This is a genomic window from Pontibacter arcticus, from assembly GCF_003284895.1.
In the GTDB taxonomy this organism is placed as follows: domain Bacteria; phylum Bacteroidota; class Bacteroidia; order Cytophagales; family Hymenobacteraceae; genus Pontibacter; species Pontibacter arcticus.
In genome coordinates, this window is record NZ_QMDV01000002.1 from 389349 (window position 1) to 409773 (window position 20425).

At 45.4% G+C, this 20425-nt stretch carries 20 protein-coding genes and 1 other RNA gene; 13 read left to right on the forward strand and 8 right to left on the reverse strand.

The genetic code is table 11. From position 1 onward, the window contains the following. The first annotated feature begins 75 nt into the window (after window positions 1-75). Window positions 76-1377: a NupC/NupG family nucleoside CNT transporter gene (locus tag DP923_RS06810; RefSeq protein WP_112305097.1), complete on the forward strand. Its 1302-nt coding sequence runs from the start codon at window positions 76-78 to the stop codon at window positions 1375-1377. A 95-nt stretch (window positions 1378-1472) separates the two neighbouring features. Here the strand turns inward: DP923_RS06810 and DP923_RS06815 are convergent, their stop codons facing one another. Then, window positions 1473-2240: an ABC transporter ATP-binding protein gene (locus DP923_RS06815; protein ID WP_112305098.1), complete on the reverse strand. Its 768-nt coding sequence runs from the start codon at window positions 2238-2240 to the stop codon at window positions 1473-1475. A 17-nt stretch (window positions 2241-2257) separates the two neighbouring features. After that, a complete protein-coding gene (locus DP923_RS06820; RefSeq protein ID WP_207801949.1) occupies window positions 2258-2989 on the reverse strand; it encodes an MlaE family ABC transporter permease in 732 nt (243 codons plus the stop codon). 114 nt (window positions 2990-3103) lie between these two features. Here DP923_RS06820 and DP923_RS06825 point away from each other — a divergent pair, with 114 nt between their 5' ends. The 6 genes from DP923_RS06825 (at window position 3104) to dnaN (ending at window position 9403) form a co-directional block, all read left to right on the forward strand. After that, on the forward strand, window positions 3104-3811 hold the full coding sequence (locus DP923_RS06825; protein ID WP_112305099.1) for an SDR family oxidoreductase: 708 nt from the start codon (window positions 3104-3106) through the stop codon (window positions 3809-3811). 95 nt (window positions 3812-3906) lie between these two features. Then, entirely contained in the window at window positions 3907-4617 is a 711-nt protein-coding gene (locus tag DP923_RS06830) for an SDR family oxidoreductase (protein ID WP_112305100.1), read from the forward strand. Between the two features lie 65 nt (window positions 4618-4682). Continuing rightward, window positions 4683-5597, forward strand: a complete 915-nt coding sequence (gene gldA, locus DP923_RS06835) for a gliding motility-associated ABC transporter ATP-binding subunit GldA (RefSeq protein ID WP_112305101.1) — start codon at window positions 4683-4685, stop codon at window positions 5595-5597. Between the two features lie 101 nt (window positions 5598-5698). Then, entirely contained in the window at window positions 5699-6427 is a 729-nt protein-coding gene (gene gldF / locus DP923_RS06840; RefSeq protein ID WP_112305102.1) for a gliding motility-associated ABC transporter permease subunit GldF, read from the forward strand. Then, complete coding sequence (gene gldG / locus DP923_RS06845) at window positions 6421-8121, forward strand: gliding motility-associated ABC transporter substrate-binding protein GldG (RefSeq protein ID WP_112305103.1); 1701 nt, start codon at window positions 6421-6423, stop codon at window positions 8119-8121. The genes gldF and gldG overlap by 7 nt, the downstream gene beginning before the upstream one ends. A 157-nt stretch (window positions 8122-8278) precedes the next feature. Next, window positions 8279-9403, forward strand: coding sequence for a DNA polymerase III subunit beta (dnaN, locus tag DP923_RS06850; protein WP_112305104.1), 1125 nt, complete (start codon window positions 8279-8281; stop codon window positions 9401-9403). Window positions 9404-9508: 105 nt separating this feature from the next. Here the strand turns inward: dnaN and DP923_RS06855 are convergent, their stop codons facing one another. Beyond that, on the reverse strand, window positions 9509-10549 hold the full coding sequence (locus DP923_RS06855) for an endonuclease/exonuclease/phosphatase family protein (RefSeq protein ID WP_112305105.1): 1041 nt from the start codon (window positions 10547-10549) through the stop codon (window positions 9509-9511). Window positions 10550-10625: 76 nt separating this feature from the next. On the opposite strand from DP923_RS06855, the gene gldC reads away from it, so the two are divergent. Continuing rightward, complete coding sequence (gene gldC, locus DP923_RS06860) at window positions 10626-10970, forward strand: gliding motility protein GldC (RefSeq protein WP_112305106.1); 345 nt, start codon at window positions 10626-10628, stop codon at window positions 10968-10970. 71 nt (window positions 10971-11041) lie between these two features. Here the strand turns inward: gldC and DP923_RS06865 are convergent, their stop codons facing one another. From DP923_RS06865 to guaA, 5 genes are all read right to left on the reverse strand, one after another. After that, the gene (locus DP923_RS06865; protein ID WP_112305107.1) at window positions 11042-11464 is read right to left on the reverse strand and encodes a hypothetical protein; all 423 of its coding nucleotides are present in this window, start codon (window positions 11462-11464) and stop codon (window positions 11042-11044) included. A gap of 191 nt (window positions 11465-11655) precedes the next feature. Then, a complete protein-coding gene (gene dcd, locus DP923_RS06870; RefSeq protein ID WP_112305108.1) occupies window positions 11656-12192 on the reverse strand; it encodes a dCTP deaminase in 537 nt (178 codons plus the stop codon). 125 nt (window positions 12193-12317) lie between these two features. After that, window positions 12318-13619 carry a glutamate-1-semialdehyde 2,1-aminomutase gene (gene hemL, locus DP923_RS06875; protein ID WP_112305109.1) on the reverse strand — a complete coding sequence of 434 codons (1302 nt, stop codon included), beginning with the start codon at window positions 13617-13619 and terminating at the stop codon, window positions 12318-12320. A 29-nt stretch (window positions 13620-13648) separates the two neighbouring features. Beyond that, window positions 13649-15355: an ABC transporter substrate-binding protein gene (locus tag DP923_RS06880; protein WP_112305110.1), complete on the reverse strand. Its 1707-nt coding sequence runs from the start codon at window positions 15353-15355 to the stop codon at window positions 13649-13651. Window positions 15356-15454: 99 nt separating this feature from the next. Further along, window positions 15455-16984: a glutamine-hydrolyzing GMP synthase gene (guaA, locus tag DP923_RS06885; RefSeq protein WP_112305111.1), complete on the reverse strand. Its 1530-nt coding sequence runs from the start codon at window positions 16982-16984 to the stop codon at window positions 15455-15457. Window positions 16985-17214: 230 nt separating this feature from the next. Here guaA and ffs point away from each other — a divergent pair. The 5 genes from ffs (at window position 17215) to DP923_RS06910 (ending at window position 20384) form a co-directional block, all read left to right on the forward strand. Beyond that, window positions 17215-17311, forward strand: an RNA gene (ffs, locus tag DP923_RS06890) — signal recognition particle sRNA small type. 196 nt (window positions 17312-17507) lie between these two features. Next, window positions 17508-18164, forward strand: a complete 657-nt coding sequence (gene fsa, locus DP923_RS06895) for a fructose-6-phosphate aldolase (protein ID WP_112305112.1) — start codon at window positions 17508-17510, stop codon at window positions 18162-18164. 108 nt (window positions 18165-18272) lie between these two features. Next, on the forward strand, window positions 18273-18476 hold the full coding sequence (locus DP923_RS06900; RefSeq protein WP_112305113.1) for a fructose-6-phosphate aldolase: 204 nt from the start codon (window positions 18273-18275) through the stop codon (window positions 18474-18476). Window positions 18477-18482: 6 nt separating this feature from the next. Then, window positions 18483-19193, forward strand: a complete 711-nt coding sequence (locus DP923_RS06905; protein ID WP_112305114.1) for a cell division ATP-binding protein FtsE — start codon at window positions 18483-18485, stop codon at window positions 19191-19193. Window positions 19194-19295: 102 nt separating this feature from the next. Further along, window positions 19296-20384 (forward strand): DegT/DnrJ/EryC1/StrS family aminotransferase, encoded by a 1089-nt coding sequence (locus DP923_RS06910; RefSeq protein ID WP_112305115.1) that lies wholly within the window; start codon window positions 19296-19298, stop codon window positions 20382-20384. The last annotated feature ends 41 nt before the right edge of the window (window positions 20385-20425 follow it).

The following is a 20425-nucleotide window of genomic DNA, read 5'->3' on the forward strand; positions in this document are numbered from 1 at the left end:
TGCGCTGGAAGAGGCGCAGGACTTTTTGTTTTATGAGATATTAAGTCTACTTTTGGCAAATTTTTTTCCTGATATATGTTTGATATTCTGAGGGGCGCAATAGGTCTGCTTGTGCTGTTGTCCATTGCTTTTTTATTTTCAAGAAATAGGAAAGCCATTGATTGGAGGCTTGTAGTATATGGCGTATTGCTGCAGATCCTGTTTGGTGTACTGGTTACCAAAGTGCCTTTTGTGGCGGATGGCTTTGCTTTTGTAAGTAAACTATTTGTTAAACTGCTGGGCTTTTCGCAGGAAGGCGCAAAATTTCTGTTCGGTAACCTCGCAGATCCTGCTCAGAATGGTGGCCTTGGCTTTATTTTCGCCTTTTCCGTTTTGCCTACTATCATTTTCTTCTCTACTGTTTCGTCGGGTTTATACTACCTGGGTATACTTCAGAAGATGGTGTACGGTATTGCCTGGATCATGTCGAAAGGCATGCGCTTATCCGGAGCAGAAAGCTTATCTGCAGCAGGAAATATATTTTTAGGCCAGACAGAAGCACCTCTGTTGGTGCGTCCGTTTATTGGCCGCATGACCAAATCAGAACTAATGTGCCTGATGACGGGTGGTATGGCCACATTGGCTGGAGGTGTACTGGCCGCTTATGTTGCTTTTTTAGGTGGAGATGATCCGGCACAGCAGGCCGTTTTTGCCGCACACTTACTAACAGCCTCTGTCATGAACGCACCGGCAGGTATTGTTTTGGCTAAAATTTTAGTACCGGAAACCGAGCAGGATAAAATCAATACAGGCTTGGAAGTGAATAAAGAGCAGTTAGGCGTGAATATTATTGATGCCTTATCGCGTGGTGCTGCCGATGGTTTAAAACTGGCCGTGAATGTGGGAGGGATGCTATTGGCTTTTATCGCAGTAATTGCATTGCTAAACTATATGCTGATCAAATTAGGATCGGTTACAGGCCTGAACGAGATGGTGGTTGCCAGCACAAACGGGCAATTCAGCGGGTTTTCGTTCCAGTACATATTGGGTCAGATCTTTCGGGTATTCGCCTTTATAATGGGGGTGCCGTGGGCTGAAACATTACAGGTAGGAAGTTTGCTTGGCCAGAAAACAGCCATCAACGAGTTTGTTGCTTACCTGGACCTGGCCAACATGAAAGCTAATAACATGCTATCGCCAAAATCAATTGTAATGGCTACGTATGCGCTTTGTGGTTTTTCAAACTTTAGTTCTATTGCCATTCAGGTGGGTGGTATCGGAAGTATGGCACCAAACCAACAGGGCAATATTTCCAAACTAGGACTGCTATCCCTTTTGGGAGCATCCATTGCCTGTATGATGTCTGCTACTATTGCAGGGGCTTTGTTTTCGGTATAAACTAAACAACCTATAAAGTATAAAAGGCCATGTATTCAGTTACATGGCCTTTTATATTTTATAGGTTTATACTTTAAGTCAGCTCAAAGTATAACTTACATACTGCTGTTGTCTTCTACCTTTTTTGCGTCGCGCATCAGCCTGTTCGAGAAGATAAACTCATTCAACTCTTTTACATCTGTATCCAGAATTTCGTCGCGCGTGCCTTCCCAAAGCTTTTTCCCTTCGAACAAGAACATGATCTTATCACCGATCTCAATTACCGAGTTCATATCATGGGTTACAATGATGGTGGTAATGTTATACTCTTGCGTGATCTCCAGAATCAGTTCATCAATCTTGAGTGAAGTTTGCGGGTCCAGGCCGGAGTTAGGTTCGTCGCAGAACAGGTAGGTACAGTTAGGCGCAATGGCCCGGGCAATACCGACACGCTTTTTCATACCACCACTTATCTCGGCTGGCATTTTTTTGTTGGCATTTTCTAAGCCAACACGTTGCAGGCAAAAGTTAACACGGTCCATGCGCTCACTCTTGTTCATGTCGGTCAGCATTTTCAACGGAAACTCCACGTTTTGTTCTACCGTCATGGAGTCGAATAAGGCCGACCCCTGAAATAACATGCCTATTTTACGGCGTATTTCCTGCTTGATATCGAGTTTGCTGTTCGTGAAGTAGGTACCATCAAAGGTAACACTGCCCACATCCGGCTTTATAAGGCCCACAATGCACTTTAGCAGCACACTTTTACCCGTGCCGCTGGCGCCGAGCAGCAGGTTGGTTTTACCTGCTTCAAACACGCCACTTACACCGTCGAGTACCTTCTTATCACCAAAGGTCTTTTGTATGTTATGTATTTCAATCATAAAGTAAAGTATAAAGCTTAAAGCAGCACCTGCGCCAGAATAAAATCAGCGATCAGCACGGCGATAACACTTGTTGTTACCGCGCTGGTACTGGCAGCACCCACTTCTAAAGCGCCCCCTGAAGTATAATATCCTCTGAAAGAAGAAATTGACGAGATCAGGAATGCAAAAACCACTGACTTGATCAGGGCAAATAAGATGTTGTAAGGAACAAAGTCACCACGGATACCCGTGATATACTGAACGGCTGTAATTTCGCCGGATAAAGTACCTGCTACGTAACCGCCTGCGATAGAAAGAAACATGGCAATAATGACCAGCATCGGGAATACAAAAAGCGAGGCAATTACTTTAGGAAGCACCAGGTACGAAGCAGAGTTAATCCCCATTACTTCCAGGGCATCTACCTGTTCGGTAATTTGCATGGTACCCAAACCGCCTGCTATACTGGATCCGACTTTACCAGCCAATACAATGGAGGTAATGGTAGGGGCAAGCTCAAGAATGGTCATTTCGCGAACCATAAACCCGATAGTAGAGCGAGGGATCAGGGCGCTTGTTAAGTTATAAGATACCTGTACACAGGTTACCGCACCTATAAAAGTGGATACGATCGCGACAATGACAATCGAGTTGATCCCGATCAGAATTGCTTCGTCTATGGTTCTGTTAAAGAGGATGCGGGGCGACTCTCCACGAAAGAAGAGACTGGACATAAAAAGGATGTACTTTCCGAATTGTTGCAACATAAGATGCCGTCAGGCCTGTTAAATGAAGGTTTTCGATGTTGTTTAAACTACATTTATAGTATTAATACCTATATTACGGTAAAAATTGCAAAACATATAAATCAATACATATTTATGCAGCGATACATACTGGTAACAGGCGGAACCAAAGGTATTGGCAGGGCAGTAGTAGAGCAATTTGCCAAAGAAGGTTTCCATATTATTACCTGTTCCCGAAACGAAAAGGAATTACAAAAGTTGAAGCTGGATATAGAGCAAAGCTATACTTTTTCTAAAGTTTTTTACCAGGCTGCTGATCTAAGTGATACGAATTCACTTAACGGCTTTATTAAGTATGTTAAAGGTCTTTCTGTAAAGATCGATATACTTGTGAATAACAGCGGGCTTTTTATTCCGGGCAAAATACACGAAGAAAATGACCAGGCGCTCCCTTTCATGATCAATACCAATCTGTACAGCGCCTATTATTTATCCAAGGCATTGATACCGGACATGATCAGGCTACGCGACGGACATATTTTTAACATGTGTTCTACTGCCAGTATCACGCCTTATACCAACGGGGGTTCTTACTGTATATCCAAGTATGCCCTGTATGGCATGACCAAGGTATTGCGCGAAGAATTAAAGGAACATAATGTGCGTGTAACGGCCATACTTCCGGGTGCTACCTTAACGGCCAGCTGGGAAGGGGTAGACTTGCCGCCGGAGCGGTTCATGAAGTCAGAAGACGTTGCCATGGCCATCTGGGGAGCCTGGAATATGTCGCCTAACAGTGTGGTAGAAGAGATTCTGATCAGGCCACAGTTAGGGGATATTTAATAAATTATTAAATCGTTGATTTTCAAATTGTTGAACTGATATAATGTTGTAATCAGAAGTTACTGTTTAACGTTCAACCATACTATATTATAATAATGGAGCTTAAAGATAAAATTGCCATTGTAACAGGCGTAAGTAAAGGAATCGGGTTGGCTACGGTTATAGCCTTACTGGATAAAGGAATGAAAGTAGCGGGCTGGGGTCGTACCGCACCCGATCTGCAACACGACAATTTCCTGTTTATAGAATGCGATGTTCGTTTTGCAGAGTCGGTACAGGCTGCTTTCGACCAGACAATCACGAAATTGGGTACGCATGTTTCGGTACTGGTAAATAATGCCGGCCTGGGTATTTTCGGGAAGCTCGAAGATATGGCGATTGAGGACTGGAAGCTGATGTTTGAAACCAACGTGAACGGCATTTTTTATAGTTCGCGACTCGTAATTCCGGGCATGAAGGAGCTGGAAGAAGGCCATATCATTAACATCTGTTCTATAGCCGGGACGACGGGCGTAGAAGGTATGTCTGGGTATAGCGGCAGCAAGCACGCTGTAAGAGGCATCTCCCAATCGCTTTACAAAGAAGTGCGGGAGTATGGCGTTAAAGTAACCTGCATCTATCCGGGCTCTGTTAAAACCAACTTCTTCGATAACATTGATAGCGTAACGGTAAGCGACAACATGATGCGCCCGGAAGATATTGCATCTACCATTGTGCACGCACTGGAATCGCATGCCAATTACCACCATGTGGATATAGAAGTAAGGCCGCTGATGCCGAAAGGAAGAAAGCAAAAAGAAAGCTAGTTCTTTTAGGGTTAGCTACCAGCCTGAATGAACAATTTGAAGTATAAAAATAAGCAGCTACCAATTTGTCAGTAGAAGTAAAAGATTTAACCAAGACTTTCGGGGCGCAGCATGCTGTAGATAATATTTCGTTTACAGTGGAGCAGGGGCAGATTCTGGGTTTCCTGGGGCCAAACGGTGCCGGTAAATCCACTACCATGAAAATGGCTACCTGCTACCTGCCACCCACTGCCGGAACCATACTTGTAAATGGTTACGATGTAGTGGAGCAACCGCTGGATGTTAGGCGCCATGTAGGCTATCTGCCGGAGCATAACCCGCTTTACCTGGATATGTATGTGCACGAGTATCTGCAGTTTGTGGCCTCGGTGTATGGTATAAAAGGCAGCAAAGCCAGCGCCCGTGTAAAGGAAATGGTAGACCTTTGCGGCCTCACGCTCGAACAAAATAAAAAGATCGGAGCCTTATCTAAAGGGTACCGGCAACGGGTCGGGCTGGCGCAGGCGCTGGTGCACGATCCGCAAGTGCTTATACTGGATGAACCAACCACTGGCCTGGACCCCAACCAGATCGTGGAAATCCGGGCGCTGATAAAACGCATCGGCCAGAATAAAACCGTTATTTTCTCCACGCATATTATGCAGGAAGTTACCGCTATCTGCGATCGGGTGATCATTATTAACCGGGGTAGTTTGGTAGCCAACAGTGATGTGGCCAGCCTGCAGGCCAGTGATAAGAGCGAGAAAGTAACGCTGGTTGAGTTCGAACAAACCATTGACCAGACTGCGCTGCAAAGTATACCGGGCGTGTTAAAGGTAAGTATAGCCGAGAATCATACTTACCGTATCACCTCCGATAAAAATGCCGACATCCGTTCCAGCATTTTCCGGATTGCCGCCGAGTATAACTGGCCGTTGGTTGGCCTGCGCCAGGAAGAAAATTCATTTGAAAAAATATTCCAGGATTTAACAAAAAATTAGAAGCAAAAATTATAGAATATAAATTAAAGTGGGACTGTAGCTGGAGATATAAGCTTAAAAACCCATTCGTAATTCGTAATTCATAATTCGTAATTAAAAAGATGCTTGCGATATTAAAAAAAGAATTTAACGGCTTCCTGAATTCCCTTATTGCTTATATTGTGATCACGGTATTTCTGGTGGCGATCGGGATGTTTATGTGGGTATTTCCGGAGAGCAGTGTGCTGGAGTATGGCTTTGCCGATCTGCAGACCCTGTTTAACATGGCGCCCTGGCTTTTCCTGTTCCTGATTCCGGCTATTACAATGCGCACTTTTGCAGAAGAAAAACGTGAAGGAACCATTGAGCTGCTACTGACTAAACCTATTACAGATCTGCAACTTATACTTGGTAAGTACTTTGCAGCTTTGTTGCTGGCTATTTTTGCCTTGCTGCCTACCTTGCTCTATTATTTTTCGGTTTATAAACTGGGCAACCCTGCCGGTAACATTGATTCTGCTGCAGTGGTAGGTTCATACTTGGGGCTGGTTTTTCTGGCGGGTGTTTTTTGTGCCATCGGTGTTTTTGCGTCCTCCGTTTCAGATAATCAGATAATTTCTTTTGTGATCGCGGTTTTCTTGTGCTACATCATTTATACTGGTTTTGATCTGATCGCGTCCGTTCCGGTGTGGGGCAGTTATAGCTATCTTATCAGCCAGTTAGGTATTGCCTATCATTACGATGCTATCAGCAAAGGTCTTATCGATTCTCGTGATGTTTTATACTTTTTGAGCGTCATCAGCCTTATGATTTTAGGAACCAACCTGGTATTGAGGAGCAGAAAATGGTAACGCAACAAGTAACTCCTGCCAAAAGCAACCGCCAGCGCGACCTGTTAAAATTTGCAGCCTGGATAATTGCCCTTATACTTTTAAATGTAGCGGCGGCTAACTGGTTTTTCAGGCTGGACCTGACCGAAGACAAACGCTATACCATTGCACCTGTAACCAAACAAATGCTGCAAAGCCTGCCCGATGAAGTGGTGGTGGATGTATACCTGGAAGGTGAATTTCCGGCTGGCTTTAAACGGCTGCAGCAATCCGTACGCGAAACACTGGATGAATTCCGGATTTACTCCGGCAATAACGTGCGTTTTAACTTTATCAATCCAAATGATATTACAGACGAAACGCAGCGTAACGAGTTCATCACCACACTGGCCAGAAAAGGTATAACACCAACCAATTTAAGGGCTACCGAAGATGGCAAACAAGTAGAACGACTCGTTTTTCCGGGGGCCGTGGTGCGTTACAAAGACAAAGAAGCTACCGTTAACTTCCTGAAAGGAAATTTATCCGCATCTGCAGAGCAACGCCTGAACCAGTCGGTGGAAGGGATAGAATATGAGCTGGCAACGGGCATCCGGAAAGTGGCTTTCCAGGGAAGTAAAAACATTGGGTACATCATGGGCCATGGCGAACTGGAGATGGAACAGGTGGCTGATCTGGTAGGTTCGCTTGGTCAGTTCTACCGTGTTGCGCGTGGCGATCTGGCTCAGATTCAATCCTTGCAAGGCCTCGATCTGATTATTGTTGCTAAACCGACCACCGCCTTTTCGGAGGCCGACAAGTATAAAATCGACCAGTTTGTCATGAACGGGGGCAAAGCAGTTTTCTTTGTGGATGCCCTGAATGCCAACATGGACAGCGTAGGAGCGGGTGGTATGTTTTCCATACCTTATAACCTGAACCTGGACGACCTGCTGTTCCGGTACGGTGTGCGCCTGAACGCAACCATGATCATGGACCTGAACTCCGGTTTTATACCAGTGGTAACAGGATACATGGGCGAAAAACCACAGACCGAAATGATCAACTGGCGTTTTTACCCGCTGCTCAACAATTTCAGCAAGCACCCCATCACCCGAAACCTGGATGCCGTGTATTCCCGCTTTATCGGCACCATGGATACGGTACGGGCCGATGGCATTCGTAAAACGCCGCTGGTTTATACTTCGCAATATTCGCGTATCATCCAGCCACCCGTACCTTTAGCGCTGGAAGAAGCCCGTCTGGAAGTAAATCCGGCCCTTTTCCAGGCAGGTCCGCAACCGGTAGGCTACCTGCTTGAAGGTAAGTTTACTTCTCTTTTCCGAAATCGTCGGGTGCCTGCAGGTTTGGCTGGTGCTCAGGTAAAGGAGCAGGGAGTTGAATCTAAAATTGCGGTGTTCCCGGATGGTGATCTGGTGCGCAATGATGTTAATGCGCGCACAGGCCAGCCTTATGAACTTGGTTTTGACCGGTACAATAACATTACCTTTGCCAACAAAGAACTGGCTTTAAACACCATTCATTACCTGCTGGATGCGGAAGGCCTGATAAATGTACGGAGCAAAGAAATTCAGTTACGCCCGCTGGATAAAGTGCGTGTAAAAGAAGAAAAGACCTACTGGCAGTTGTTAAACTTAATCATACCGATTGCTTTACTTGGTATATTTGGGTTTGTGCGGTTTTACTGGCGCAAGCGAAAGTATACCCGCTTCTAAAATGGTAAGTTTATACTTGGGCGATTGGTCAGGTTGAGCTGATTTCAGCTGAAATTTTAGAAATAATACATAAAACTGCGAAAAAGCACAGGCCAATCGCGTAGGAGAAATGCGAAAAAGTTATAACTTTGCCTGAATAACGTTATAGGTATACCTAATGAAATTTATCGTCTCTTCTTCTGCTTTACTTAAGCAGTTATCCAGCATAAACGGCGTGGTAACCAACAATCCGGTGGTGCCTATTCTTGAGAACTTCCTGTTCGAGATCAGCGACAGCAAACTGACCATTACGGCCAGCGACCTGGAAACATCCATGATCACGGAACTGGCTGTTGAAGCACGCGAAAACGGCCGCATTGCAGTGCCAGCCCGCATCCTGCTCGACACGCTCAAAAACCTGCCTGACCAGCCGGTAACGTTTACAATTGACGAAGAAACCTATACCATCGAAATCAGCTCTTCGAACGGCCGTTACAAGCTGTCTGGTGAGAACGCAACTGATTTCCCGCGTTTACCGGTCGTAAAAGGTGCCAGCGCAATCGAAATCCCATCGAACGTATTGGCCAGAGCGATCAACAAAACTATTTTTGCAGTAAGCACCGACGAACTTCGCCCTGCCATGACGGGTATTCTGGTGCAATTACGTGCAGATAACGTAACATTTGTAGCCACAGACGGTCACCGCCTGCTGCGTTACAGACGCACCGATATTACGACAAACCAGGAAGCTTCCCTGATCATACCACGTAAAGCGTTTACCTTACTTAAATCTACGTTGCCATCCGAAGCAACGAATGTAAGAGTAGAGTTTAACCAGTCTAACGCTTTCTTCAGCTTCGATAACATCCGTATGATTTGTCGTTTGATTGATGAGCGTTATCCTGATTATGAGAACGTGATCCCGGTTCAGAACCCGAACAAGCTTGTTATCGATCGTGCTGATCTGTTGAGCTCTGTTAAAAGGATTTCGATTTACTCTAACAAAACAACGCACCAGATTCGCTTAAAACTATCTGGTTCTGAGCTTCAGGTTTCTGCAGAAGATCTTGATTTCTCGAACGAAGCAAACGAGCGCCTGGCTTGCCAGTACAACGGCGAAGACATGGAGATTGGTTTTAACGCCCGTTTCCTGAGCGAGATGCTGAACAACATGGATTCTGATGAGATTACCTTCGAGCTATCTACGCCTAACCGTGCCGGCCTTTTAATGCCACTAGCCAACGAAGACAGCGAAAATGTGCTGATGCTGGTGATGCCGGTTATGCTGAACAACTACGTATAGATTCATACTTTATAAAACAGAAACGGCGGACTTTGAGGTCCGCCGTTTCTGTTTACAGGTGATTTGGCTGCGAATTTATACTTTGAAATTCAGCAGAAAGTACAGTTACTTATTTTTTCTGATCTTGATGTATACCGGAAAGTGATCGCTTGGCCCGCCGTAATAAGTGTTACCTGAATATGTTTGGCGCGGTGTGTTCTTAAACTTGCCGTACAGGTATTTTATACTTTCCGGATCGTGGATGTTAGCTGAACCGTGCAGGTACTGAAGGCCTTTGTTTTCGATCAGGGACTTGGAAACCAGAATCTGGTCCGGCATCTGGAAATCTCCCCGGTTATAAAAACTGCCCAGGCCATTTACATAAGCCATATAAAAAGTGTTGAACAGCTCTTTGTTATAATAAGGGTTAGGGCGGCCTGTAGCCAGTAAAACTTCTTCCATCGGTTTAGAGCGCGGTTCAGTTTTAAAATCACCCAGCACAATGATGTTTGCGTTTTTATCGGCAACCTGCATGGCGTTTATTTCTTTACGAAGCGTTACAGCGGCAGCTCTGGCTCTGGTATCGTTCCCGTTACTCCTTCTGCTTGTGTTGCTGGTTGGCCATTGCGTTACAAGTATTGTGACAGGCTCTCCTGAAAGTTCTCCTTTCACCTGCAGTATACCGCTGGATGAAAACCCATTTTCAGTATAGTTAACTTTTATGCTTGTACTGTTCGTTGGCTTAAAATATCGTGGCTTGTACAGAAGGGCTACGCCTAAGCCATTCAGATCGGGCTTATCAAAATGAATGATCTCATACTTCTGGCCGCGTAATTCTTCTGATCTTACCAGATCCTGTACTACTTTCAGGTTTTCCACCTCAGCTAAGCCAATAACTGCAGGACCTTTGCCGCCACCTATACTTTTAATGGTAGTAGCCAGCTTTTCGATTTTGGTAGTATACTTCTCGTCATCCCACTCTAGTTTGCCAGCGGGAGTAAAAGCATCATCAGCTGCACTGGGCGCATTTTGGGTGTCGTAGAGGTTTTCTACATTATAAAAAGCAACCGTCAGGGGGGTGTTGTTAGAGGTTAACGGGACTTTGGCACAACCGGCCAGCAGAGATAAGGTAAAAATTGATAAGAGGGTTTTGATTCCGTAGCGCATCGCGTAACTTTGTATCTATATATTTAATCAGCACTATTACGAGATTCCTATACTATAAAGTTTAACAATTGATAAAATGAAGAAGTCAGAAATATATTTTAGCATAGCTTTAGACGAAAATAAAATACCGGAGGCTATTAGCTGGAGAGCAACAGATGCAGGCGAGAAAATCCACTTTGCAAAAGCCATCAACATTTCGCTTTGGGACCGCGACGAAGCTGGCACCATGAAAATCGACCTTTGGACGAAGGACATGCCGGTAGATGAAATGAAGTATTTCTGTGTGGATACAATAGGAGCGATGGCGCAAAGTATAGCTACCGCTACCAGCGACACTGTAATGGCCCAGAAAATGCGCGACCTGTGCAAAGAACTGATGGACCATATCGAGCAGGACAGGTTGAAGAACGATAAGCAGTAATCTGTACTTACTGGTAAACAAAAAAGCCGCTCCTTATAAAGGAGCGGCTTTTTTGTTTAAGAGGTTTATACTTAGCGGATGCTGGCAGATGCTTCGTTGCCTGCTACCACATTATTTGTTGGAATGCTGGCTTTAGCTACAAACTCACGATCGAAGCTGTTAAAAGCTTTACGGTTTCCGAAGTAGTTGTTATACTGCACTGTGCTTAATACTTTTTCAAGTGCTACATCGCGCTTGCTGCAAACGTTTTTGCAAAGTTCATCAATCTTATTCTGATCTCCTGCATACTGCTCTTCGATCTCCAGCATCTGATCTGCCACTTCCAGATTGATCTCTCTCACTTTATTGGCCTGGAAATTATTAAGGCGTAACTCGCGGATCATCTGATCTGAAAGGTTTTTTGCTCTTTGTTCTGCTGTGATAGAGCTATTTTTTGCAGAAGATACTGTTACGAAACTGAACATTACGAAGGCAATTACTAATAGCTTTTTCATATTATATTTTCTTAGTTTTAGGTTTGGTCTTGTTGCTGTGTACTCTTATATAACGAACCTCAGAGGGTAAAAATTCCATCTGACTGGAAGTCTTTTTATACTTAGTCTTAGTGCATAAATGGTGCCAACTAAAAGGCCGTTCTATAGTCTACTATAAAACGGCCTTAAAAGGTTGCTATATATTTACGTGCTTAGAACTCGTTCTTCCACATCATGGACTCCACTGGTGTAATGGTGCGGTGGTTATACTTGGCGTTGGCTTTGGTATTGTAATAGTTCTCAATCTCGCCGCTTACCTCAAAATAAATCAGTTGCCCGATCGGCATGCCGTAGTAAATACGTACCGGTTGTGTAACGGAAATTTCAAGTGTCCAAGTATTGCAGAAACCCACATCGCCTTTGCCGGCAGTGGCGTGTATATCGATGCCAAGCCTGCCTACACTAGATTTACCTTCCAGGAAAGGAACGTGGGCCAGCGTTTCGGTATATTCTAAAGTTACGCCTAAGTATAAAGTTTCCGGACGCAGCACATAACCTTCTTCCGGTATCTCGAACACGTCAATTTCATTGTGTTTACGCGCATCCAGGATCTCATCTTTGTACGTAGCCAGGTATCGCCCCAAATGTACGTCGTAAGAGTTTGTGCCCAGGCAGGCACGGTTAAAAGGCTCTACGAGGATGGTGCCTTTTTCAATTTCACTTAAAATCTGGTTATCTGTTAGTATCATGGGTATGCTGAAAGGTTAGCAAAAGTACATAAAAGACTTTTGACAGCCAATATAAAAAAGCGGCAGACCTTATTACAGATCTGCCGCCTCGAACTTATACTTGGTTATACTTTTAAAGTATGGATTTACGCAATTTCTAATGCTTCCTGCAGCGCTTCGAAGTTGGCTTGTATATATTGGTCTGCCAGTTCATCGGTAATAGCTGTGGAAATAAACAAAGCTTCGTACTGAGAAGGAGCCAGGTAAATACCACGTTTCAGCATGGCATTAAAGTATTTCCCGAACAGAGCGGTATCAGAAGTTTTAGCACTTTCAAAATCGGTAACAGGCTTATCTGTAAAGAAAATACTGAACATAGAGCCAACGCGGTTGATCGTAAATTTAACTCCCAGTTTCTGCATATTGGCCTCCATACCTGCTACCATGCGTGCAGCAGTTTGTTCCAGTTGCGCGTATACTTCAGGGTTGTTTTTTAGGTGCGATAACATCGCCATACCCGCCGACATTGCGATCGGGTTACCGGATAATGTACCCGCTTGGTAAACAGGGCCAGCCGGCGCCACATAGTTCATAATCTCAGCCTTGCCACCGTAAGCACCAACGGGCATACCACCGCCAATAATTTTACCCAGCGTGGTCATATCCGGGGTTACGCCATACAACTGTTGCGCGCCACCTGAAGCCAATCGGAATCCGGTCATTACTTCGTCAAATATAAGTACGATTCCTTCTTTATCGCAGATGTCGCGGAGACCTTGCAGGAAGCCTTGCTCCGGAACTACAAGGCCCATGTTACCAGCCACAGGCTCCAGAATAATAGCAGCTATTTCGCCTTTGTTCGCATCTACCAGCGTTTGTACCGCATTGAGATCATTATAAGGGGCTGTCAGGGTATCGGCTGCGACGCCAGTGGTTACACCAGGGCTATCAGGTACGCCTAATGTAATGGCACCGCTACCAGCCGAGATCAGGAACGAATCGCCATGCCCGTGGTAGCACCCTTCAAACTTAATAAATTTGCTGCGGCCTGTATACCCTCTAGCCACTCTAACCGCCGACATGGTGGCTTCGGTACCGGAGTTCACCATGCGTACTTTTTCGATGCCGGGCACCATGCTCACGATCAGTTCAGCCATTTCAACCTCTTTGCGGGTAGGTGCACCAAACGAAAGCGAGTTCGGAACAGCCGCCATAACAGCTTCCTGTACCACTGCAGGCGCATGGCCCAGAATCATTGGCCCCCAGGAGTTAATGAATTCAACATACTGGTTGCCATCTTCATCAAACATATAAGGGCCTTTGGCAGAAACCATAAAACGGGGATTGCCACCAACTGCCCGGAAGGCTCTTACTGGAGAATTTACACCGCCCGGAATGGTATGCTGTGCTCTTTCGAAAAGTTCGTTACTTACTGGTGCTTGTATCATAAATAAGAAATGATGCGGATTAACTTTAATTAATAAACAGGATTTACGACCATCAGTTGCAGGTTTTCGAGCTTCGTGATGGGTACATATTGGTTATCTGGACTTATTTGCTGGTTGCGCTGACTCGGATCGTAGTAACCAAAACCTTTGTAAAAAACGACCGGCCGAAGTGCCGTTTGTACCAGCGATTCGCTAAACTGCGGCCCATACTTTTGCAGCAGCGTTCCGAAATAATACACCATCTCAAAACCGGTGTAGGCATACACAGAAGGGGGAAGGTTGTACTGGCTGGTGTAAGCTTTTTTAAATGCAGTAGCAGCCGGAGATTGTTTATCGATGTATTTGGGGTTGATAAAGTATACTTCCAGGTCATCCAGCTGGCGTAACGAAACCTGGTTTATATCCAACCATTTATCATAAGTAATAAGCGGCAGTTTTGGAGCTTTGCTTTGCAGCACGCTGGTTGCGTTTACAGCGGCCGGCATCTTATCCGAAAATACTGCCAGGTGGCCCACATCCTGCAAAATCAGCTTATTAAATGCAGCTGCCGTAGCTGATGCCTGAGCCGGGTTAATTTTCTGATAGGTCTTTACTTTACCACCCAGCTTTACAAACTGCTGCCTGTAATGGTAAGCAAAGGTGGTGTCGTCTTTGGCATTCTCGTAAATTATAACCGCCGTTTTTGGCATGAAATTCTGGTAGGCATAACTTGCCGCCTGTCTTGCCTTTGTTGCTACCGACGACTCAAACAGGAAAACATTGTTAAAGCCCTTTGCCATGTCAGCATCCTCGGAAAGCGGATTTACAAGGGCGATGTTCTGTTGAGCAGCATAACGGGCAGCAATTTTAGCGGGAGCTCTGTAAACCGGGCCGATGATCAGGTTCATTTGCTGCATTTCCGGCAAAGCCAGCGTTTTCTTCACAGCTAGCGTGTCCGTTCCTGAATCATAGGTATAAAGGTTCAGATTGATGCCTTGTTGTTTAAGCGAATCCTGCGCCAGTTTCATACCGGCATACATATCCGTAGCGAAGGTGTTTTTACGGGCTGTTGCCAGCGCATCCGGCGTTAACTGAAAGGGCAGGAGCACCGCCACATGGAAGCCCTGGTTCTGAAAAGCATTTTTGCTTAAATAACGGCTACGGTCCAGGTTAAATTTAGATACTATACTTTCCAGCAGTGGCCTGTCCTGCGGCCTGAACCAGCCAGACAATAATTTATCGGCAAAAGACTGCGCTACCACTTTATCCGAATCATACTTTGCAAGCAGTTTCTCAAAGGCAGCGCGGTCAGCTAATTTTGTTAAATAGAACCGTTTCAGGCCTTCGGCATCAGTCGCTAGTGCGGAGCCTTCCAGTTCCTTTAATTTGCTTAGTGCGCGGTCGTATTCTTTTAGCTCGAACAACGTGTTGGCTAGCAGGTAATCTGCGTCGGCCATGTTCTCCCAATTGCTGTGCTTGTTCTGCAGCTGAAGCAACATTTTATACGCTTCATCAGCCTTGCCTGCTTTAAGGGCAGCCAACGCATAAAAGTAAGATGCCTCCGGCGCAAACGCAGAAGTTGTCGTCAGGGGCAGCAGTTCTGCCATTGCCTGCGGATAACGTTGCTGCTGCACCAGTACTTTGCCGTTGTTGTAGGCCGTGGCGGCATCCTGTACCTGCGCCTGAACCGGAACAGCCAACAGCCCGGCTGCCAGAAGTCCGATCACATTTCTCCAGAAACAACTACTTTTTTTCATTTCAGATAACTTTATAAAAACAGACAAAGGACAAAAGACGACCATTTATACTTGCTCATCTTTCGTCCTCCATCACTTATATCCAGGATATACTTAAAATTATTCCCACTCTATGGTGGCAGGTGGTTTTGAGCTGATATCGTATACTACGCGGTTTACGCCTTTTACCTTGTTAATGATTTCGTTGGATACATCGGCCAGGAATTCATACGGTAAGCGGCTCCAGTCGGCGGTCATGCCATCTATACTTGTAACGGCTCTTAGTGCCACCACATTTTCATAGGTACGCTCGTCACCCATCACACCAACTGTTTGTACCGGTGTCAGGATTGCGCCTGCCTGCCATACTTCGTCGTACAAGCCTGTTTTCTTCAGGTTGCTGATAAAGATATGATCCACGGATTGCAAAATGTTTACTTTCTCCGGCGTTACATCACCTAGAATACGAATCGCAAGACCGGGGCCCGGGAAAGGATGGCGACCAAGAATGGCATCATCTATTTTAAGCGTTTTACCTACCAGACGTACCTCATCTTTAAACAAGGCTTTCAGGGGCTCTACCACTTTCAGTTTCATAAAATCTGGGAGGCCGCCTACGTTGTGATGCGATTTAATGGTAGCAGATGGTCCTTTCACGCTCATGGATTCGATCACATCCGGGTAAATAGTGCCCTGCGCGAGCCATTTCACGTCTTCTATGCGATGCGATTCTTCGTCGAATACCTCAATAAACACGCGGCCAATGGCTTTGCGCTTCAGTTCCGGGTCGGTTAAGCCGGCCAGTGCGGTATAAAATTTAGATTTGGAATCTACGCCTTTAACATTCAGGCCCATATGCTTGTAAGAGTCCAGTACATTTTCGAACTCATCTTTGCGCAGCAGGCCGTTATCTACAAAAATACAGTACAGGTTTTTACCGATTGCGTGATGGATCAGCATGGCAGCCACACTCGAATCCACACCACCTGATAAGCCTAAAACTACTTTATCATCGCCTAATTGTTCTTTTAACGCAGCAACGGTACTTTCAACAAACTGCTCCGAAGTCCAGTCTTGAATGCAGCCGCAGATATGCACCACAAAATTACGCAGCAGGGTTTTGCCTTCGTCAGAGTGCGTTACTTCCGGGTGAAACTGGATGCCGTACGTTTCCTGGCCTTTCAGTTTGTAAGCAGCTACGCGCACACTCTCGGTGCTGGCAATTACTTCAATGTTATCCGGAATCTCCTTAATTGTATCGCCATGCGACATCCATACAACCGAACCAATGGTAAGTTCTTTCAGCAAACGATCGTGGTTGTGGATCTCGTTCAGGCGGGCGCGGCCATACTCACGAATGGTAGAAGGAGTCACTTCGCCACCCAGTTCGTGGGCCATTAACTGCGCGCCATAGCAAACACCTAAAACAGGAATTTTGCCTAAAAACTGGCTGAGATCAATGGTAGGGTGGATTTCGTCGCGAACGGAGCAAGGGCTTCCTGAAAGGATAACGCCTTTTACATCTTCCGTAAGGGCTGGCACATTGTTGTAAGGATAAATCTCACAGTATACATTAAGCTCGCGCACACGTCTTGCGATCAGCTGGGTGTACTGGGAGCCAAAGTCGAGGATGAGTATTTTTTCTGGCATGCGCAAAGGTAAGGCACTTTTGCAGTATTTGGCAATAATAATGCAGGACTTTTAATTTTTATAAGCGGATATATTGTCTTAAAGTACAAACCCTACGCTTTTTATACTTTCAGCCAGCAATTCTGAAATTTATACTTCTGAAAATAAGGCAGCTATACTTTATTGCACCGGATTTCTGAAATTTTATTTGGATGCTGTTTGCACGAAAGATAAAAATGTCTACTTTTGTAACGGCAAATCGGCACGGCCAGCTCCCGCCGAACTCCCCCAGGAACGGAAGTTAGCAAGGGTAGGCGGTTGAGCGGCGCGATGTTGGTTTGCCACTTTTTTTTGCCCCTACCGCAACGGGAGTTTCTTCCCATACTTTCCATCTCACATTTCAAAGTATAAAATCAAGGCCAGATTTGGTACTTATCATACTTTATACTTTCTCCGGTTTATACTTGCTATTATTTGGCGTTTAACTTTTGACTTAGGTCAGATTGGGTTAGCTTTGCAGGTATAATCTACAATTCGCTGCATTATGAAATTCTTTATCGATACTGCAAACCTGCAGGAAATCCAGGAGGCGCAAGACCTCGGTGTATTAGATGGCGTAACCACAAACCCGTCATTGATGGCAAAAGAAGGCATCTTTGGCCACGACAATGTGATGGCGCACTACAAAAAAATCTGTGATATTGTAGATGGCGACATCAGCGCAGAAGTTATTTCTACTGATTTTGAAGGCATGGTGCGTGAGGGAGAGATCCTGGCTGAACTGCACCCGAACATTGTAGTAAAAATCCCGATGATCCGCGAAGGCGTGAAAGCCATCCGCCATTTCAGCGAGCAGGGCATTAAAACAAACTGTACACTGGTATTCTCTGCCGGCCAGGCTATTCTGGCTGCCAAAGCGGGTGCTACTTATGTATCTCCGTTTGTTGGTCGTTTAGATGATATGTCTACCGATGGCTTAGGCCTGATCGAGCAAATGGTTCAGATCTACAGCAACTACGGGTATCAGACACAGATATTGGCAGCTTCGGTTCGCCACGTCATGCACCTGGTACAGTGCGCCGAAATTGGAGCAGATGTAGTAACCTGCCCGCTTTCTGTTATCACCGGCCTGCTGAACCACCCATTAACGGATATCGGTTTACAGAAATTCCTGGCAGACCACGCCAAAGGAAACAAGTAAGTTAATTACGAATTACGAATTAATAATTAAGAATTATTTGTAATGTATGGGCCATTATACTTTCTCCCCATTCGTAATTCGTAATTATTAATTCGTAATTCTCAAAAAATGTACATCATCAAAGTAAAAGGCAAAGCCAAAATTCCGGATTACATCCAGTTGCGTGATGCAAATTTTGTGCTGATTGCCTATTTCCGTGCCGACCGGCCGCTTAAAAACCTCGACCGCTATGGCTTAGATGGAAAAGAGGGGGCGCTGGCTGCTGTAATAGAAGCGCTTGCGTTCGGTAAACTTCAGAAATTAGAGATTTAAGTATACATGAGTTTTTCATCTTCGCCTGTTGTGTCGCTTCGCGATGTGGCTATTTACCAGGATTCCAATACCATTCTCAGCAACGTTAATTTCGATATTGAGAAAGGGGAATTTGTGTACCTAGTGGGACGCACAGGCAGCGGGAAAAGCTCGTTGCTTAAAACCCTGTACGCCGACCTTAGCTTCCTGACGGGAACGGCGTCTGTGGCTGGCTTTATGATCAATAAAATGCCACGCCAGCAGGTACCGTTTCTACGCCGTAAAATCGCGATCATCTTCCAGGATTTCCAGTTGCTGTTTGATCGGAGCGTGGCCGATAACCTGTTTTTTGTGTTGAAAGCGACCGGCTGGAAAGACAAAGCCAAGATGAAACAGCGCGTTTCGGAAGTACTGATGCGCGTAGGCTTGAATGCAGCTGGAAGCAAAATGCCACATCAGCTTTCAGGCGGCGAGCAGCAGCGGATTGTTATTGCGCGCGCTTTATTAAACGAGCCGCTTATACTTTTTGCCGATGAGCCAACCGGTAACCTTGATCCCATGGTTGCCAACGAAATCATGCAGCTTTTCCTGGAGATCAACAACAGCGGAACAGCCGTCTTGATGGCAACACATAACTACGAGATCATCAACCGATACCCTAAACGTATACTTAAATGCGAGAATGGTAAAGTGTTGGATTCCAAAGTAAACGAGTTTAACCTGATCAACGGATTTTAAGCTGTTATCAACATAAAAAAGAAAGCCCGGTATACTTTACCGGGCTTTCTTTTTTAGCAACAAGTCTAAATTTATACTTTAAACGACCAACCCGGCAAGCCAATGGAAGACATAAAAATGACCGCTACCAAAGCTTTTTATGCCAAGCTTAAGCCCGAACTGGATGCTGCCTTTAGCGCTGTAATGGCAAGTATGGGCGAAGGTGCTGATGTGCATTCAAATAGATTGACAGATAACCTGAAATCATACTTTGGGCTGGGGTATGTGCAGCCTTGTGCGAACGCCCGTGATGCATTTCGGGTGATTCTTAAAGCGCTCGGATTGCCAACCGGCGCGGAGGTTATATTGCCTGCTTTTGGGGATAGCTATTTAGCTGAAGAGGTAGTTTTGGCTGGGCTTAAACCCGTATTTGCTGATGTTAATCCCAATACCTTTACGCTGGATGAAGCCTCGGTGGAGCGCGTGATTACACCAGCCACGAAAGTGATGGTACTGGTTCATGTGTTCGGGCAATGTGCCGAGATGGAAGCGCTGCTGTTGTTGGCAGAAAAGTATAACCTGCTAGTGATAGAAGACGCGACGCAGGCTTTTGGTGCAGAAGTAAGTATAAATGGGCGAATGATGAAAGCCGGAAGTATAGGCCACATCGGTATAACCAGCTTTTTCCCGACCAAAGCAACTGCCCACACAGAAGAAGGCGCAGCTATACTTACCCATGATGTTCAGGTTGCAGAAAAACTTATGGCAGCTAAAACCCTAACCCAACTGGATGCTTTACAGGCTGCAATGCTGGCCGTAAAAGTGAAACACATCGATACCTACAATGCAGGGCGTGAACCGGCTGTTAAATATTATAACCAGGCGTTAGCAGGGATTTCCGGATTACAGCTTCCAGTGGCGACAACTGAAGTCCCAAACAACCATCAGCATTTTCCAATTGTAGTGAAGGAAGGGAAGCGGGATGCGCTGCAACAATACCTTGCTTCACATTTTATTCCGAGTGTAATTCCTTTTCCAACTCCGGTTCATCTGCAGGAAAAAATGGGGGAGCTAAAGTATAAAATGGGCGATTTTCCGGTGGCTGAAATGTTGAGCGAAAGTATACTTTTGCTGCCACTACATTCCGAATTAAAAGAAGAACAACTGGCTTATATCTGTCAGCATATCAGGGGCTTCTTTGCGAAAATATAAAGTATAAAATATACGTTGCAGTGAGTAATTTATACTTTAGC